This is a genomic window from Bacillus sp. FSL M7-0558, from assembly GCF_038003245.1.
GTDB lineage: Bacteria > Bacillota > Bacilli > Bacillales > Bacillaceae > Bacillus > Bacillus pumilus.
Genome location: NZ_JBBOOU010000001.1, coordinates 2,317,638 through 2,334,055 on the forward strand (window position 1 = coordinate 2,317,638; position 16,418 = coordinate 2,334,055).

General features: G+C 42.1%; 16 protein-coding genes. 1 reads left to right on the plus strand and 15 read right to left on the minus strand.

Annotation, left to right across the window (positions count from 1 at the left end; translation table 11 throughout):
* Nucleotides 1–11: 11 nt before the first annotated feature.
* The 6 genes from yqfC to rpsU form a co-directional block, all read right to left on the minus strand.
* Entirely contained in the window at nt 12–293 is a 282-nt protein-coding gene (gene yqfC / locus MHB79_RS11680) for a sporulation protein YqfC (RefSeq protein ID WP_012010618.1), read from the minus strand.
* Nucleotides 294–501: 208 nt separating this feature from the next.
* On the minus strand, nt 502–999 hold the full coding sequence (locus tag MHB79_RS11685; RefSeq protein WP_211063019.1) for a hypothetical protein: 498 nt from the start codon (nt 997–999) through the stop codon (nt 502–504).
* A gap of 31 nt (nt 1,000–1,030) precedes the next feature.
* Nucleotides 1,031–2,023, minus strand: coding sequence for a flotillin-like protein FloA (floA, locus tag MHB79_RS11690; RefSeq protein WP_003217317.1), 993 nt, complete (start codon nt 2,021–2,023; stop codon nt 1,031–1,033).
* Nucleotides 2,024–2,049: 26 nt separating this feature from the next.
* Entirely contained in the window at nt 2,050–3,363 is a 1,314-nt protein-coding gene (locus tag MHB79_RS11695) for an NfeD family protein (protein ID WP_050943742.1), read from the minus strand.
* 141 nt (nt 3,364–3,504) lie between these two features.
* Nucleotides 3,505–3,954 (minus strand): GatB/YqeY domain-containing protein, encoded by a 450-nt coding sequence (locus MHB79_RS11700; protein WP_003217508.1) that lies wholly within the window; start codon nt 3,952–3,954, stop codon nt 3,505–3,507.
* Between the two features lie 14 nt (nt 3,955–3,968).
* On the minus strand, nt 3,969–4,142 hold the full coding sequence (rpsU, locus tag MHB79_RS11705) for a 30S ribosomal protein S21 (protein ID WP_003152957.1): 174 nt from the start codon (nt 4,140–4,142) through the stop codon (nt 3,969–3,971).
* Nucleotides 4,143–4,324: 182 nt separating this feature from the next.
* On the opposite strand from rpsU, the gene MHB79_RS11710 reads away from it, so the two are divergent.
* Nucleotides 4,325–5,254 (plus strand): Na/Pi symporter, encoded by a 930-nt coding sequence (locus tag MHB79_RS11710; RefSeq protein WP_003217427.1) that lies wholly within the window; start codon nt 4,325–4,327, stop codon nt 5,252–5,254.
* Nucleotides 5,255–5,292: 38 nt separating this feature from the next.
* Here MHB79_RS11710 and mtaB read toward each other — a convergent pair whose 3' ends face one another.
* From mtaB to lepA, 9 genes are all read right to left on the minus strand, one after another.
* A complete protein-coding gene (gene mtaB, locus MHB79_RS11715; RefSeq protein ID WP_050943741.1) occupies nt 5,293–6,651 on the minus strand; it encodes a tRNA (N(6)-L-threonylcarbamoyladenosine(37)-C(2))-methylthiotransferase MtaB in 1,359 nt (452 codons plus the stop codon).
* Complete coding sequence (locus MHB79_RS11720) at nt 6,651–7,421, minus strand: 16S rRNA (uracil(1498)-N(3))-methyltransferase (protein ID WP_050943740.1); 771 nt, start codon at nt 7,419–7,421, stop codon at nt 6,651–6,653. Before MHB79_RS11720 ends, mtaB begins: the two co-directional genes overlap by 1 nt.
* 23 nt (nt 7,422–7,444) lie before the next feature.
* On the minus strand, nt 7,445–8,380 hold the full coding sequence (gene prmA / locus MHB79_RS11725; RefSeq protein ID WP_003217481.1) for a 50S ribosomal protein L11 methyltransferase: 936 nt from the start codon (nt 8,378–8,380) through the stop codon (nt 7,445–7,447).
* Between the two features lie 22 nt (nt 8,381–8,402).
* On the minus strand, nt 8,403–9,536 hold the full coding sequence (gene dnaJ / locus MHB79_RS11730) for a molecular chaperone DnaJ (RefSeq protein WP_003217525.1): 1,134 nt from the start codon (nt 9,534–9,536) through the stop codon (nt 8,403–8,405).
* A 165-nt stretch (nt 9,537–9,701) separates the two neighbouring features.
* Nucleotides 9,702–11,540, minus strand: coding sequence for a molecular chaperone DnaK (dnaK, locus tag MHB79_RS11735; protein ID WP_050943738.1), 1,839 nt, complete (start codon nt 11,538–11,540; stop codon nt 9,702–9,704).
* Between the two features lie 24 nt (nt 11,541–11,564).
* Nucleotides 11,565–12,122 (minus strand): nucleotide exchange factor GrpE, encoded by a 558-nt coding sequence (grpE, locus tag MHB79_RS11740; RefSeq protein ID WP_335365376.1) that lies wholly within the window; start codon nt 12,120–12,122, stop codon nt 11,565–11,567.
* 64 nt (nt 12,123–12,186) lie between these two features.
* Entirely contained in the window at nt 12,187–13,218 is a 1,032-nt protein-coding gene (gene hrcA, locus MHB79_RS11745; RefSeq protein ID WP_050943737.1) for a heat-inducible transcriptional repressor HrcA, read from the minus strand.
* 81 nt (nt 13,219–13,299) lie between these two features.
* Complete coding sequence (hemW, locus tag MHB79_RS11750; RefSeq protein WP_340989808.1) at nt 13,300–14,439, minus strand: radical SAM family heme chaperone HemW; 1,140 nt, start codon at nt 14,437–14,439, stop codon at nt 13,300–13,302.
* Nucleotides 14,440–14,556: 117 nt separating this feature from the next.
* The gene (gene lepA, locus MHB79_RS11755) at nt 14,557–16,395 is read right to left on the minus strand and encodes a translation elongation factor 4 (protein ID WP_050943735.1); all 1,839 of its coding nucleotides are present in this window, start codon (nt 16,393–16,395) and stop codon (nt 14,557–14,559) included.
* Between the last annotated feature and the right edge of the window lie 23 nt (nt 16,396–16,418).

Sequence of the window (16,418 nt, forward strand, 5' to 3'; positions counted from 1 at the left end):
CCCTCCGTCAGTTAAGAATCAATATAACGGACCTCATCGATTTTCCCTTCTAATAAGATCTCTTCTGGCAAAATCGTTTTAATCACAAAATCTTTCCCTGAAATAATGCATTGTCCTTGTTTGAGCATCAGCCTTACCTCTTGATCACTGAAAAGCAAAAGCCCTTTATGATTCTCTATGTAAATGTGGAGTCTGCCAACCATCGTAATACGGGGAAGATCCATCATGACGTCTGGAGGGATTTCAAGTGTTCTTGTCAGCCATGCTTTAAGTCGATTTTTTCTTTTTCCCATTCAATTAGAACCCCTTCCCGCCCCATGTGTATGAGATCAAACTGAAAGATGGTGAGACTGATGAGAAAGCCTCTATATCATCCTATTCCTCAGCGGTTCAGATCATGCTAATGAATCCCGCAAAACAGCCGTTTCAGCATTTTTACTGCGAGAAATCTCCATCAGGTCAAACAAAAAAAAGCCCCTTTATATAAAGGGACTTTCTCGTTTATCTTTTATATGGCCGTTTCATCGTTCTGTGCGGCTTTTTCGCGCGCGGCTCTCCAAATACTTCTCCAAGGATCATCCCCTGAACAATTGTATCTTGATTGAGCTTCTCAATGATCTTTGGCTTCACTTCGGCAGAAGCAGCCTTTGGCCTTGTCAGTTCTCTTTCAAGCGATTGGAATTCTCTATTCAGCTCGCTTTTTCTTTCTTCCATTTCGGCAAGTGTAGCGGTATAGCGGTCCTGTAAGGATTGAGATGTTTTTTTCTTCATCCCGCCATGATCATGTACATCGCCGAAATCGTCCATCTGATCCGTCACGACTGGATCTGGACTTGTTTGTTTTGTTTGCTTTTGGGGCATCTGCTTACGCTGAGGAGCTGGCTTGTTTTGCTGATTCTTTTGTTCGTTCTCCTCTTGTTTGCCGATTTTCCCAAAGACAGCAGAGATGATACCGATGATAATCGCAATTAGTAACGGATTTTCAAATAGAATGTCCATTGGGCTCCCTCCTTAAAGCGTGAGAGGATGCTTATTTGTTTTCATTATCAGATGGACCTTTTGTCATTTTACCAAATGAATCTCTCATGTCCGTATCAGCATCGATATTCTTAATATTCATGTAGTCCATGACTCCAATATTACCTTCACGTAATGCTTCAGCCATTGCAAGTGGTACTTCAGCCTCTGCTTCTACAACTTTCGCGCGCATTTCTTCAACTCTTGCACGCATTTCTTGCTCCTGGGCAACAGCCATTGCGCGGCGTTCTTCCGCTTTTGCCTGTGCAATGTTTTTGTCTGCTTCTGCTTGGTCTGTTTGCAGAATCGCCCCGATGTTCTTACCGATATCAACATCTGCGATATCAATCGAGAGGATTTCAAACGCAGTACCTGAATCTAATCCTTTACCAAGAACTGTTTGTGAAATCATATCAGGGTTCTCAAGAACCTTTTTATGATTATCTGATGAACCGATTGTAGAGACAATCCCTTCACCTACACGAGCAATAATCGTTTCTTCCCCTGCACCACCAACAAGTCGGTCGATGTTTGCACGAACTGTAATACGTGCTTTTGCTTTCACTTCAATCCCGTCCATCGCCACACCAGAGATAAATGGTGTTTCAATGACTTTAGGGTTTACACTCATTTGAACTGCTTCAAGTACGTCACGGCCTGCTAGGTCGATCGCTGCACAGCGTGCAAAGTTCAATTCGATATTCGCGCGTTGAGCTGCGATTAATGCGTTCACAACTCGGTCCACGTTACCACCTGCAAGATAGTGGCTCTCTAACTGGTTAATCGTCGCATCAAGACCTGCTTTATGTGCTTTAATAAGCGGGTTGACCACTCGGTTTGGAATAACGCGGCGAAGTCTCATTCCTACAAGTGTAAAAATGCTTACCTTTACGCCAGCCGCTAGGGCAGAAATCCACAGCATCACCGGTACAAAGGTGAAGAAGATCGATAGAACGATCAGACCTGCTGCGATAATCACAAATAATAGTAAAGTAGATGGATCCATTTTATTCCTCCTATAAAATCAGTTATCTATACTTTCCTCACGACAATGCGTGAGCCTTCCGCTTTCACAATTTTTACTTGTTCATCCTTATCGATGAATGCACCTTCTGACACAACATCAATGCGCTCATCTCCAAATACTATTGTACCTGACGGACGAAGTGCGGTTGCTGTCACCGCGATTTGCCCAACAAGATCTTCTCTTGTTTCATTTGAGACATAACCGCTTTCCTTATTGGTTGAATCGGTTAAAATGAACTTTTTGAAAAATTTCATACGTTTCCCCAACACCTTTGTCAATAAAATAACTGCTACGATTGAAACAGCAGTGGCAATCAAGATGGAAATCGCCATTTCTGTAAAGCTTCCAGCTGCTAAAAACAAGCTGACAACCACACAGATCAGTCCAATGACACCTACGATTCCCCCCGGCAAAAACAATTCCAGAATCATGAGCAATATCCCTGCTATAAACAGGAACAACGTCTCATATCCTGCAAAACCAGCCACGAGATGACCATAAAAGAATAAAAGAAGCGCTGTCACTCCCATGGTGCCTGGAATCCCAAAGCCAGGAGAATAGAGCTCAACAATTAACCCTAAGCTTGCGATGGATAAAAGGATTGGAATGACGATTGGGTGCGTGAGAAAGCGCGCAACCTTTTCAGCAAAGCTCACTTCATCGTATTGAACAGAAGCATCGGCTAAATTCAGCTTTTGAAGCAAGTCATCCATATTTTTCGCTTCCCCTTCTGCATAACCGAATTGAAGCGCACGGTCTGTGTTGAAGGTGAGCAATTCTCCTTTTGGTGCACCAGCTTCTTTTGCGTCTATATCTACATCTGCCATTGCAAGTGCATACTTTGGATCACGCCCCTGCTTTTCGGCAGCATCACTCATTTCAGCAAGCCATAGCGATTCAGATTTTTGATCGGCAGCATTGCCTTCTCCATCAATGATCGCCGCAGCCCCCATCTTTCCATTTGGGGTCATATAGATTTGATCGGCATTTAGTGCAAGGAATGCCCCAGCTGAAAGCGCTCTATGATTCACAAACGCTGTCACAGGGATATCAGACGCACGAATGGCATCTGCGATCTCTAGCGCAGCATCGACTGCACCACCTGGTGTATTGATGTCTAGAATGATATGTTTTGCTCGTTCGGACTTTGCCTGCTCAAATGATCGTTCAATAAATTGAGAAAGTCCTTTTTCTACTGTATCTTCAATAGGGATAACATGAACTTTCTGATCTACTGATTTCGCGGTCAATTGAACCCCTAATAATAAGCATATTATAAAACAACTGAAGAGAGCAATAGAAATTTTTATTTTTTTCATCTATTTGGTGATCCCTCCTCTCTATCTTCCATTTTACTGTTCCTTTACATACGTTACAAATGTATCATAGGTTTCATTTTTATATGACAGAATGATGAAGGTATAAAAAAAGTACCCTTCTAACAATAGAAGGATACTTTTTTATTGAGACAGCTGTTCGCTGACAAGTCTGTTAATGACAGCTCCATCAGCTTTACCTTTTACTTTTGGCATAATAGCGCTCATGACTTTACCCATATCAGTCTTCGATGAAGCACCTGTTTCAGCAATCGTTTCTTTCACGATCGTTTGCAGTTCTTCTTCAGAAAGCTGTTCAGGTAAATAAACGTCTAAGATGTCAATCTCTTTTTGAACTTTATCTACTAAATCTAAGCGATTAGCTTTCGAAAATTCATGGAGGGAGTCTTTACGTTGCTTAATCTCGCGGGAAAGGACGGTTAGTTCCTCATCGCCGGTCAAACTGTCTTTCTTAAGCTTAATTGCTTCATTTTGGAGCGAAGCCTTAACCATCCGAATGACAACAAGCTTGTCTTTCTCACGGTTTTTCATAAAAAGCTTCATATCAGAATTTAATTGCTCAAGAAGACTCATAAAATCCACCCTCTTTAGAATTTACGTTTTCTAGCAGCTTCAGACTTTTTCTTGCGCTTTACGCTAGGCTTTTCATAAAATTCACGCTTTCTTGCTTCTTGCAATGTTCCAGTTTTGGATACACTGCGTTTAAAGCGACGAAGAGCATCTTCAAGCGATTCGTTTTTTCTAACGACCGTTTTTGACATTCTCTTTCCCTCCCTCCGAATACACCAATCGACTGCATTAAAAAAAGATATACATGCAAAACATGTACCTAGACATTATAATATAAGCCTAGTGTGAGGTCAACTAAGTGATTTGGAAATATATTTTCGTCATGAGCAGGTAGACAAGTCCATATATTCATTGGTAAGAGGAGGACTTTTCTATGATGGCGATCATTTATTTTTGTGCACTTATTTTCATTTTTTTATGGTCAATGGGTTTGCTGAGAAAAGGATTAATGGCGCTTGCGTCGTCTCGTATTGAGAAATCACTTCTTCTCTTTACAGATCATCCGGTAAAAGCATTCTTAGTCAGCATCGTATTTACAGGGATTCTTCAAAGCAGTTCAGCGTTTATGGTCATCGTGATTGGCTTTGTCAGTACAGGTATTCTCTCTTTTAAAAAATCCATTCCAATGATTCTTGGTACCAATATTGGCTCTACGTTTACAACAGAATTTATCGCCATTAAAATGGATGTTTTCATGTGGGTTTTAATCCTAGCTGGTCTGATATGCATGATGTTAGGCAAAAAATCTTTTAGGCATGCAGGAAAAAGTATATTTGGACTCGGGATGATCTTTTTTTGTATTCAAGGCTTTTCTAAAATTGCAGGTATGATGACAAGTCAGCCTGAGACATTGCGCTTTCTCGAAATGATGCAGCATTCTGACTGGACGGCGCTGCTTTCGGGTACTATCTTCACAGCGATTGTTCATTCAAGCTCCGTCTGTATCGGCATTTTAATGGGGTTTATGAATGAAGGAACGGTTGGGCTTCAGGAAGGCATCAGCTTTGTGTTAGGGTCCAATATTGGGACATGTATTACAGCCGTAATGGCTGCCATATCTGGCGGCTATGCAGCACGTCAAACGGCTTATGCACACGTTTTGTTTAATGTGCTCGGAGTGCTTTTATGTCTCCCATTTCTCGCCATGATGACAGAATTCGTCGCCCTTCTTGCAAACGCTCCCGCACAGCAAATTGCGCACTTCAGCCTGCTGTTTAATGTGGCAAGCTCTTTGCTTTTCTTCCCGTTCATCCGTCCATTTCACACATTGATTTTATGCCTTTTACCGAATCAATCAAAATAAAACACCGGCTTGCCCTTTTGGCACCGGTGTTTGATTGATTATGAGGTCATTCTCACTTTGTCTGTTTGTACTTCATCGCTTATACGAACGAATTGTCCTTCGTTATAAGGATAACCCGCTTTCGTAATTTTCACTTTGACCAAACGGCCGATCATGTCCTCTGTTCCTTCAAAAACAACCTTCATATAGTTATCTGTATAGCCCACATAAAGATTGTGCTTTCCTTCTTGTTCTTTGAAGGATTCTTCCGGAATAATCTCTAGGACATCTCCTTCATAAGCTGATGCGTATTCTTTCGCAAGCTGATCAGAAAGAGCGATCAAGCGGTGGACACGTTCGTTTTTCACATTTTCATCCACTTGATCTTCCATTCTTGCAGCTGGCGTACCTGTACGTTTGCTGTAAGGGAATACGTGCAGTTCAGAAAATTGATGGTCTTTGACAAAGTTGTATGTTTCCAAAAACTCTTCTTCTGTTTCTCCAGGGAATCCTACAATCACATCAGAGGTGACAGCAAGACCTGGCAATGCTTTTTTCAGCTTTGTTAAACGCTCTGCAAAGAATTCCATCGTATATTTACGGCGCATTCTTTTCAGCACTGTATTAGAGCCAGATTGAAGCGGGATGTGAAGGTGTCTGACAATCTTATCTGACTGATCAAGCACTTCTATCACTTCATCTGTAATTTGACTTGCTTCGATAGATGAAATACGAATTCGTTTTAAGCCGTTGACACGTTCATCTAATTCTTTCAGAAGCTTTGCAAAGTTATAATCCTTTAAGTCTTCTCCGTATCCACCTGTGTGAATACCTGTTAATACAATTTCTTTATAGCCGGCATCCACAAGCTGCTGCGCTTGGTTGATGACCTCTTCTGGATCACGAGAACGAAGAAGTCCGCGAGCCCAAGGAATAATGCAGAATGTACAGAAATTGTTACAGCCTTCTTGGATTTTTAATGACGCACGTGTTCTGTCTGTAAAAGCAGGAACATCGAGTTCTTCAAACACACGTGCTTTCATAATATTGCCAACCCCATTAATCGGCTGTCTTTCTCTGCGATATTCTTCAATGTAACCGAGTAATTTATGTCTGTCTTGTGTTCCCACGACAATATCAACACCAGGAATCGCCATGATTTCTGCTGGAGATGTTTGCGCATAACAGCCTGTTACACAAATGACACCATCCGGGTTATGACGAATGGCTCTTCTAATGACTTGGCGGCTTTTTTTATCGCCAGTATTCGTGACCGTACATGTATTAATGACGTATACGTCTGCTTTTGATTCGTACTCTTTTCTTTCATAGCCTGCTTCTTTAAACAGCTGCCAGATCGCTTCTGTTTCATAGTGATTGACCTTACAGCCAAGTGTATGGAACGCTACTGTTCCCATCATGATTCACCTCTTAATAACTCTGTTTGATAAGATATAGCAGAAAGCGCGTAAAGAGGAGCTGTTTCTGTTCTTAAAATGCGTGGTCCGAGCCCGCAAATGACTGCACCATGCGTTTCAAGCGCTTCAATCTCCTTTTCTGCTAAACCGCCTTCAGGGCCAAAAACCACTAGCAAGGTTTGTCCGCCTTTCATCTGTTGGAGCACAGTTTGAAAGCGGCTTTGCTCTCCTTCTTTCGATGATTCTTCGTATGCAACGACACATTTATCGAATTCACCAGCTAATTGAGTCAGCTCTTTAAATGTTGATACTGGATCAACACGAGGAATGATATTCCGGTAGGACTGTTCAGCTGCTTCTTTCGCGATTTTCTCCCAGCGCTCTCGTTTTTTATGTGACTTCTTTTGGTCAATTTTTGTAATAGAACGAGCCGCTTGAAACGGGATAAATGCGCTTGCGCCAAGCTCTGTGCCTTTTTGGATAATCAGCTCAAGCTTATCTCCCTTTGGGAGACCGCTCGCAATTGTTACTCTTACCGGAAGCTCTCTGTCCTGATTTGTCCAGCCTTCAACGTGACAAATGACTTCTTCCTTTGTTATTGTATCAATTTTACTGAGCGCTTCAAAGCCGTCTGTCGTTAAGCAAAGGATTTCCTGCCCTGCTTTCATGCGCATGACGTTGGAAAGGTGATGTACATCTTCACCATTGATGACGATAGATCCCTTTGCGATCACTTCTTCTTTCGTGAGGTCGATAAAATATCGTTGCATACGTGTCCTGACACCTACTCGCTTTATTTTTTCGCTATAATGCTGACCCAATCTTCCATTGACAGCACTTCAACAATGTCAAAACCTGCTTCTTCTAATGCTGTTTTGACTTGTAATTTCTTTTGTCCAATGATGCCTGATGTAATGAAATAGCCATCTTTCTTCAATAAGTCATAGGCTTGATCTGTAAAGCGCAAAATCACTTCTGCGAGAATGTTGGCGACGATCACATCACGTTCACCTGAAATCCCATCAAGTAAGTTGTTTTGCTTGACCGTCACTTGTTCGCTTACACCATTTAGCTCGATGTTTTGCTTTGCACTTTCAACCGCAACGGTGTCGAGATCAAAGGCTTGAATGTCCTTTGCACCAACCATCGCTGCTGCCACACTTAAAATCCCAGAGCCTGTTCCAACATCAATCACCGTATCGTTTTCCTTCACATAGCGCTCAAGCGCCTGAATACAAAGAACGGTTGTTGGATGTGTCCCTGTTCCAAATGCCATTCCTGGGTCCATTTCAATAATCAGTTCATCAGAATGAACCGGAGTATATTCTTCCCATGTTGGAACGATGGTGAATTTTTCAGAGATTTTCACAGGATGATAGTATTTTTTCCATGCGGTGGCCCATTCTTCTTCATTTACTTCACAAATGGACAGCGTATTTCGTCCAAGGTCAATATCGTATAGAAGAAGATTGTTGATGGCTTCTTTGATCTCATCTACCGTTTCCATTAAAAAGCTGTTCATTGGAAGATAGGCTTTGACGATGACCCCTTCTTCAGGATAGTCATTCGGATCGAGCTGGTAGATCTCACCGTATACATTTTCACGTTCCTTGACTAAATCAAGCGGGTCCTCAATCACGACACCACTCGCACCTGCTTCATGCAAAATATTGGTGATTGGTTCCACCGCTTCATTTGTTGTATGGACGCTAATTTCTGACCACTTCAATACTACCAACTCCTTATCCGTCTTACTCGCCTTTAAATGCGCGTTTTACCTTATCGAAGAAGCTCATTTCTTGTTCGTCCGGTTTATTTCCGCTCACTTCAGCAAATTTTCTAATGATATCTTTTTGATTGTCCGTTAAATTTGTTGGTGTGACGACTCGTACAACGATATGCTGATCGCCTTGGCCATAGCCGCGTACATTTTTCACACCTTTTCCTTTGAGTCTAAACTTTGTGCCAGTTTGCGTGCCAGCAGGGACTTTTAATTTCACTTTACCGTGTAATGTCGGCACTTCAATTTCGTCACCTAATGCAGCCTGTGCAAAGGTTAACGGCATTTCGCAGTAAATGTCATCCCCGTCACGCTCGAAGAATTCATGAGAACGCACATGGAACACAACAAATAGATCGCCTGGAGGTCCTCCATTTACACCTGGCTCCCCTTGACCAGACACTCTAAGCTGCTGACCATCGTCAACACCAGCTGGGATCGTCACATTGATTTTCTTACGCTTACGCACTTTACCAGAGCCGCCGCATGTAGAACATTTGTGATCGATTTGTTTTCCTGTTCCGCTACAGTAGTTACATACTCTGCGGTTGACCACTTTACCAAACGGAGTTGACTGCTCAACATTTAATTGACCAGAGCCGCCGCAATGTGAACAAGTCTTCGCTTCTGTCCCAGGCTTTGCCCCTGATCCATGACACGTTTCACATGATTCCTCGCGAGGGATTTCAATCGTTGCTTCTTTCCCAAATGCTGCTTCTTCAAATGAAAGCGTCATTGTATATTGCAAGTCTGCTCCTTGACGCGGTGCATTTGGATCTCTTCTTCTGGCTCCACCGCCAAAAATACTAGAGAAGATGTCATCAAAGCCGCCGAAGCCGCCAAAGTCTCCTCCTCCGCCAAAACCGCCGCCGCCAAAGCCTTGGTTTGGATCGGTATGACCGAACTGATCATACTGCGAACGTTTTTGATCGTCAGAAAGGGTTTCATAGGCTTCTTTTACTTCTTTGAATTTCTCATCTGAGCCAGCTTCTTTATTAATATCAGGGTGATACTTTTTTGAAAGCTTGCGGTATGCCTTTTTGATCTCGTCTTTTGAGGCGCTCTTACTCACGCCAAGCACTTCATAGTAATCACGCTTACTCATCTCTTCACACTCCCGATTTTCTCACATAAGTACGATTGTATCATTTTGATTTGACCTTTTTCAATTGCTTTCATCGTTGGAAAGAAAAAAAGTCAAAGCCAAGAGATCCTGACTTTGACTTTCTGACGAGTACGTTTCAGCAGTCTTTTTCAAAAGTAAAGGTGATTATTTTTTCTCTTGATCGTCGTTTACTTCTTCGTATTCTGCATCCACTACATTGTCATCTGCTTTTTGAGCACCTTCAGCGCCTTCTTGCTGAGCTTGTGCTTGTTTTGCAGCTTCTTCATAAAGCTTTGTCGTTAGTTCTTGAACGATTGTTTGCAGCTCATCTTTTTTCGCTTTGATGTCTTCAAACTCGCCTTTTTCGATCGCAGCTTTTAGTGCATCTTTCGCGTCGTTTGCTTTTTTCACTTGCTCTTCATCGATTTTGCCTTCTAGATCTTTTAATGTTTTTTCTGTTGTAAACACTAATTGATCTGCTTCATTGCGCACTTCGATTTCTTCTTTTTTCTTCGCATCTGCTTCAGCATTTTCTTCTGCTTCTTTGACCATTTTTTCGATCTCATCATCAGAAAGACCTGAAGAAGATTTGATGGTGATGTTTTGCTCTTTGCCTGTACCCATATCTTTCGCACGTACGTTGACAATACCGTTTTTATCGATATCAAAAGATACTTCGATTTGTGGTACGCCGCGTGGTGCTGGCGGAATGTCAGTCAATTGGAAACGACCTAATGTTTTGTTGTCTGCTGCCATTGGGCGCTCACCTTGCAGAACATGGATGTCTACCGCTGTTTGGTTGTCAGCAGCCGTTGAGAATACTTGAGATTTACTTGTTGGAATTGTTGTATTACGTTCAATCAGCTTTGTGAATACGCCGCCCATTGTTTCAATTCCTAAAGAAAGTGGTGTTACATCAAGAAGAACAACGTCTTTGACATCTCCTGTGATGACTCCACCTTGAATCGCCGCACCAAGAGCAACCACTTCATCAGGGTTTACACCTTTATGAGGCTCTTTGCCTGTTTCTTTTTTGATTGCTTCTTGAACTGCAGGAATACGAGTTGATCCACCAACAAGGATGACTTTATCAATCTCGCTAGCAGATAAACCAGCATCTTTCAATGATTGACGTACAGGTGTCATTGTACGCTCTACAAGATCTGCAGAAAGCTCTTCGAATTTAGCACGTGTTAGCGTTAATTCAAGGTGAAGAGGACCTGCATCTCCAGCTGTGATAAATGGCAGTGAGATTTGTGTAGAAGATACACCAGAAAGATCTTTTTTCGCTTTTTCAGCAGCATCTTTTAAACGCTGAAGCGCCATTTTATCTTTTGAAAGGTCAATGCCATTTTCTTTTTTGAATTCAGCTACTAAGTGATCAATGATCACTTGGTCAAAATCGTCTCCACCTAGACGGTTGTCCCCAGCAGTTGAGCGTACTTCAAAGACGCCGTCTCCAAGCTCAAGGACTGATACGTCAAATGTACCGCCGCCAAGGTCGTATACAAGGATCGTTTGATCTTCATCTGTTTTATCTAAACCATAAGCAAGCGCAGCTGCTGTTGGTTCGTTGATGATACGTTCTACTTCAAGACCAGCAATTTTACCAGCATCTTTTGTAGCTTGACGTTCTGCATCGTTGAAGTAAGCAGGAACTGTGATAACAGCTTTTGTTACTTCTTCGCCAAGGTAGCCTTCAGCGTAAGATTTAAGGTGTTGAAGAATGATTGCAGAGATTTCCTGCGGTGTATAGTTCTTGCCTTCAACTTCTACTTTATAGTCTGTACCCATATGTCTTTTAACAGACATGATTGTGTTCGGGTTTGTAATTGATTGGCGTTTCGCTACTTCACCAACTTGGCGCTCTCCATTTTTAAAAGCGACAACAGATGGTGTTGTACGTGCTCCTTCAGCGTTTGCAATGACTTTTGGCTCTCCGCCTTCAAGTACTGCAACACATGAGTTTGTTGTTCCTAAGTCAATCCCAATGATTTTACTCATAATCGATGACCTCCCATTATGTAGTTATTGATTTACTTTTACCATTGATGGACGAATAACTCGGTCTTTGAGTTTATAGCCCTTTTGCAATTCTTCTACTACGATATTTGAATCAAAGTTTTCATCTTCAACTTGCATGACGGCTTGATGAAGGTTTGGATCGAACTCTTTGCCGACAGCTTCAATTGGTTCAACGCCTTCATTTTTCAACGCTTCTACCAGCTGGCGGTAAACCATTTGCATTCCTTCTAACAAACTTTTCGCCTGCTCATTGTCTGGATCAATTCCAAGGGCTCTTTCAAAGTTGTCAAGAGCTGGGAGAAGATCGCTGACAACATGTTGAGAACGATATTTTTGCACGGTCTCCACTTCAGTTCGAGCACGGCGTTTATAGTTTTCAAAATCTGCTTGAACACGCAGAATCTTGTTTTCTTTTTCATCTAGAAGCTGCTTCAATTCATCGATTTTCTCTTGGAAGGCAGACTGTTCATCATGCTTTGCTTCCTCAGTATCTGCTTGAACTGCTTCTTCTTGTGCTTCAACCTCTGCTTCTTGCTCAGGTGTCTGTTTTTCTTCTGACATTGTGTTCACCTCCCTCAAAAGATTCAAGAATACGAAGGGGCAGTGCCCCTATCTTTTTATCACCCTACTCATCATACAAATTGGAAAGTGCGTTTGACAAGTCTTTTGATACATGATGCAAAAGACTAACGACTCGCCCGTAATCCATGCGGGTTGGTCCGATGACGGCAATGGAGCCAAGTGATTTTTGATCAATCGAATAAGTCGCTGTGATCAAACTACAGTTCTCCATTGCTTCCAAATTGTTTTCTGAACCGATTTTAATGGTGATACCTTGCTGATTTGGATGAAACAGCTGCATGACATCATTCTTTTGCTCAATCAGCATCATGAGTGAGCGAATGCGGTCGATGTCATGAAATTCAGGCTGATTCAACATATTAATCTTCCCGCCAAAGAAAAGTTTTGATTCATTTTGTGTCGATGTAAATGTGTTGCCAAGCGCATCTAAAATGTGATCATAATCTTTTAAATGTGTGCGCAGAAGCATGACTACTTCTTTATACATCCTGTCCTTCAACTGGTCCATTGGAACGCCAGCTAAGCGGCTATTCAAAATATTCATCAGCTTCTCAATATCGGAGACATCGAGATGCTCAGAGAAGGTAATGGTTTTGTTTTCAACATGTCCGCTGTCTGTAATCATGATTGCTACGGCTTTATTTGGCTGAACGGGGACAAGCTGAATTTGCTTTAATCGATTTTCACTCAGCTTTGGACCAAGCACGATCGATGTATAGTTTGTGAGATCTGATAAAATTTCCGCCGATTTTTGAACTGTTTTTTCCAGCTCAAAAATTTTCTCCTGAAAAGCCGACTGGATAAGCACAAGATCTTTAGACGACAGTTTTCGCGGAGAGAGCAAATGATCTACATAATAACGATATCCTTTTTCTGAAGGAATTCTTCCTGATGAAGAATGGGTCTTTTCGATAAAACCAAGTTCCTCCAAATCAGCCATTTCGTTTCTAATCGTCGCAGAGCTGAATGTGATGTCCTCTTTTTTAGAAAGAGTCCTTGATCCAACTGGCTGCGCCGAACGAATAAAGTCATTAATGATGACTTGCAGAATCAAAAGCTGACGATTTGTTAACATCATCATCACCCCTGTTAGCACTCTCTTTCAACGAGTGCTAATTGTATAAACAAAATTACCAAACTCAAATTAAAATGTCAATTATAACTCACCGAGAAACGCTTGAAATACTTCATTTCCTAACAATTTCCCTTTTCTTGTCAAACGAATTCCAATGTCATCTTTTACAATGAGACCTTTTTCTTCTAATTCTTCAAGAACTGAGGGAAAAAGAGCTTCTGGTGAAGCACCATATTTGGCTTGGAAGTCGGCACTTTTCACCCCTTCGATTTTTCGAAGGCCTAAAAACATTTCTTCTTCTATCTGCTCTGCTTTTGTGACTTGATGAGTTTCTTTATACGGGAACCCAGTTTGCTCAACCAGTTCCAAGTAATGCTTCACTGGTCCTGCGTTCACATTTCGGATGCCATCTACATACCCGTGTGCCCCTGCACCGAAACCGAAGTAATCTTCATTGCTCCAATAGGTCAGGTTATGCTGGCTTTCAAAGCCAGGTTTGGCGTAATTGCTGATTTCGTATTGATGTAATCCATGGCGCTCCATTTCATCCATCACAAGTTCATACATTTCAGCCTCACGTTCTTGCGGCGGTAAATGCAGTTTTCCTTTTTGCATTAAGTTGTAAAACACCGTTTTCGGCTCCACAATCAGTGAGTAGACAGAATAATGCTCTGCTCCTAAAGAGAAAGCTGTCTCAAGTGAATTCATAACATGATGCTTTTCTTGATGCGGCAAGCCAAACATGAGGTCAAGGCTAATGTTGTCAAATCCTACCGCTCTAGCTCTCTCAAAGGACGTGAGAACATCTTTCTTTTGATGAACTCGTCCGATTTTTTTGAGCAAATCATCTTCAAAGGTTTGGACGCCAAAGCTTAGCCGATTGACACCGGCTTCTTTTAACACATGCAGCTTCTCGAGTGATAATTCATCTGGATTCGCTTCAACTGCAAATTCAACCAGGTTTTTTGCCGGCTTTAACACACGGTGAATGCTGTTCATAAGCTGGTCTAGCTGGCTAACGGTCAATGATGTCGGAGTTCCCCCGCCAATAAAGATCGTCTTGAGTTCTTGCTCACCCTTTTGCTCGATCGTGTGCTGCATCTCTTTTTCAAGAGCCGCTAAGTATTCATCGACTGGCTGCGTTTTAATGAAAAATTTATTGAAATCACAATAGTGGCAAATGTGCTCACAAAATGGAATGTGAATGTATGCTGCTTTCATTTGATGACACCTTCTTTACAGGTAAAGAGCCGCAGTTTATCGCTGCGGCACCTTTGTTTGTTTTCGACTATAAACGCCAAGGCTGACATTGTAAAGCAGGTTGCCTTGAGGAGGATGTTATTTTTTCGGTGTGCTGTCGTCCATCTTCAGCACAGCCATAAATGCTTCTTGCGGGACTTCAACAGAGCCCACTTGTTTCATGCGCTTTTTCCCTTCTTTTTGCTTCTCAAGAAGCTTTCTTTTCCGGGAAATGTCTCCACCATAACATTTAGCAAGTACGTTTTTACGCATCGCTTTAATGGTAGAACGAGCCACAATTTTTTGTCCAATCGCCGCTTGAACTGGTACTTCAAAATGCTGGCGTGGAATGAGTTCTTTCAGCTTTTCTACGATGATCTTGCCTCGTTCATAGGCGTAATCGCGGTGAACAATAAAGGAAAGGGCATCGATTTTTTCACCATTCAGCATGATGTCCATTTTCACTAGAGTAGATGGACGATAGCCAATCAGCTCATAGTCAAAGGACGCATAGCCTTTTGTGTTGGACTTGAGCATATCAAAGAATTCATACACGATCTCCGCCAAAGGAATTTCGTACACAATGCTCACTCGGTTTGCATCAAGGTATTGCATATCAATGAAATGCCCGCGCTTTCCTTGACAAAGCTCCATGACAGAGCCTACATAGTCATTCGGCACCATCATTGTTGCTTTCACGTATGGTTCTTCAATTTTCTCAATCTTTTGCGGATCAGGCAGATTGGACGGGTTATCGACGATGATTTTTTCTCCGTCTGTCATATACACATCGTAAATAACACTTGGTGCTGTCGTAATGAGATCGATTTTAAATTCACGCTCAATCCGTTCTTGGATGATTTCCATATGAAGCATTCCAAGAAAGCCGCAGCGGAAACCGAAGCCAAGTGCTTGGGACGTCTCTGCCTCATATTGAAGTGAAGAATCATTTAATTCAAGCTTTTCTAGTGCTTCACGTAAATCGTTATATTTCGCTGTATCAATCGGATAAAGACCGCAGTAAACCATTGGGTTCAGCTTTCTGTATCCTGGCAGCGCTTCTTTCGCTGGGTTCACCGCACTTGTGATCGTATCCCCCACACGTGTATCGCCGACATTTTTAATTGCTGCTGTTAAGTAGCCAACATCTCCAACAGTGAGTTCATCTGTCGGCATGGCTTTTGGTGTGAATACGCCGACTTCAAGTACTTCAAATTCTTTGCCCGTCGCCATCATTTTGATTTTCTGACCTGGTTTGACCGTTCCTTCCACAATTCGTATGTACGCAATAACGCCGCGATACGCATCGTAGAGAGAATCAAATATAAGAGCTTGAAGCGGTGCTTCTGGGTCCCCAGCAGGTGCTGGCACCTTTTCGACGATTTGTTCTAAAATATCTTCGATCCCAATACCAGCCTTAGCAGAGGTGAGAACAGCTTCAGACGCATCCAACCCGATGACATCTTCAATTTCTCCTCTTACACGCTCAGGCTCTGCACTTGGCAGATCGATTTTATTGATAATCGGAAGAATTTCTAAGTTGTTATCAAGAGCTAAATAAACATTCGCAAGTGTCTGTGCTTCAATTCCTTGTGCTGCATCTACTACGAGAATCGCACCTTCACAGGCAGCAAGGCTTCGAGATACCTCATAGGTGAAGTCGACATGCCCTGGTGTATCAATCAGGTGCATAATATATTCTTCTCCATCCTTCGCCTTATATTTCAGCTGGACAGAGTTTAATTTAATCGTTATGCCGCGTTCACGCTCTAAGTCCATGGAATCAAGTAATTGTTCTTTCATTTCTCGCTGCGTAATCGCCGCTGTTTTTTCTAAAATACGGTCGGCCAATGTGGATTTCCCGTGGTCAATATGGGCGATAATGGAGAAATTTCGAATTCTTGATTGCCGTTCTAATCGTTTTTCTTTATCTGTCACAATCTATCACTCCTACTATAAAA

Excerpts from the sequence above, each read along its gene's own strand:
- yqfC (WP_012010618.1), bottom strand. The coding sequence starts at position 293 with ATGGGAAAAAGAAAAAATCGACTTAAAGCATGGCTGACAAGAACACTT.
- MHB79_RS11685 (WP_211063019.1), bottom strand. The coding sequence starts at position 999 with ATGGACATTCTATTTGAAAATCCGTTACTAATTGCGATTATCATCGGT.
- floA (WP_003217317.1), bottom strand. The coding sequence starts at position 2,023 with ATGGATCCATCTACTTTACTATTATTTGTGATTATCGCAGCAGGTCTG.
- MHB79_RS11695 (WP_050943742.1), bottom strand. The coding sequence starts at position 3,363 with ATGAAAAAAATAAAAATTTCTATTGCTCTCTTCAGTTGTTTTATAATA.
- MHB79_RS11700 (WP_003217508.1), bottom strand. The coding sequence starts at position 3,954 with ATGAGTCTTCTTGAGCAATTAAATTCTGATATGAAGCTTTTTATGAAA.
- rpsU (WP_003152957.1), bottom strand. The coding sequence starts at position 4,142 with ATGTCAAAAACGGTCGTTAGAAAAAACGAATCGCTTGAAGATGCTCTT.
- MHB79_RS11710 (WP_003217427.1), top strand. The coding sequence starts at position 4,325 with ATGATGGCGATCATTTATTTTTGTGCACTTATTTTCATTTTTTTATGG.
- mtaB (WP_050943741.1), bottom strand. The coding sequence starts at position 6,651 with ATGGGAACAGTAGCGTTCCATACACTTGGCTGTAAGGTCAATCACTAT.
- MHB79_RS11720 (WP_050943740.1), bottom strand. The coding sequence starts at position 7,421 with ATGCAACGATATTTTATCGACCTCACGAAAGAAGAAGTGATCGCAAAG.
- dnaJ (WP_003217525.1), bottom strand. The coding sequence starts at position 9,536 with ATGAGTAAGCGTGATTACTATGAAGTGCTTGGCGTGAGTAAGAGCGCC.
- dnaK (WP_050943738.1), bottom strand. The coding sequence starts at position 11,540 with ATGAGTAAAATCATTGGGATTGACTTAGGAACAACAAACTCATGTGTT.
- grpE (WP_335365376.1), bottom strand. The coding sequence starts at position 12,122 with ATGTCAGAAGAAAAACAGACACCTGAGCAAGAAGCAGAGGTTGAAGCA.
- hrcA (WP_050943737.1), bottom strand. The coding sequence starts at position 13,218 with ATGTTAACAAATCGTCAGCTTTTGATTCTGCAAGTCATCATTAATGAC.
- hemW (WP_340989808.1), bottom strand. The coding sequence starts at position 14,439 with ATGAAAGCAGCATACATTCACATTCCATTTTGTGAGCACATTTGCCAC.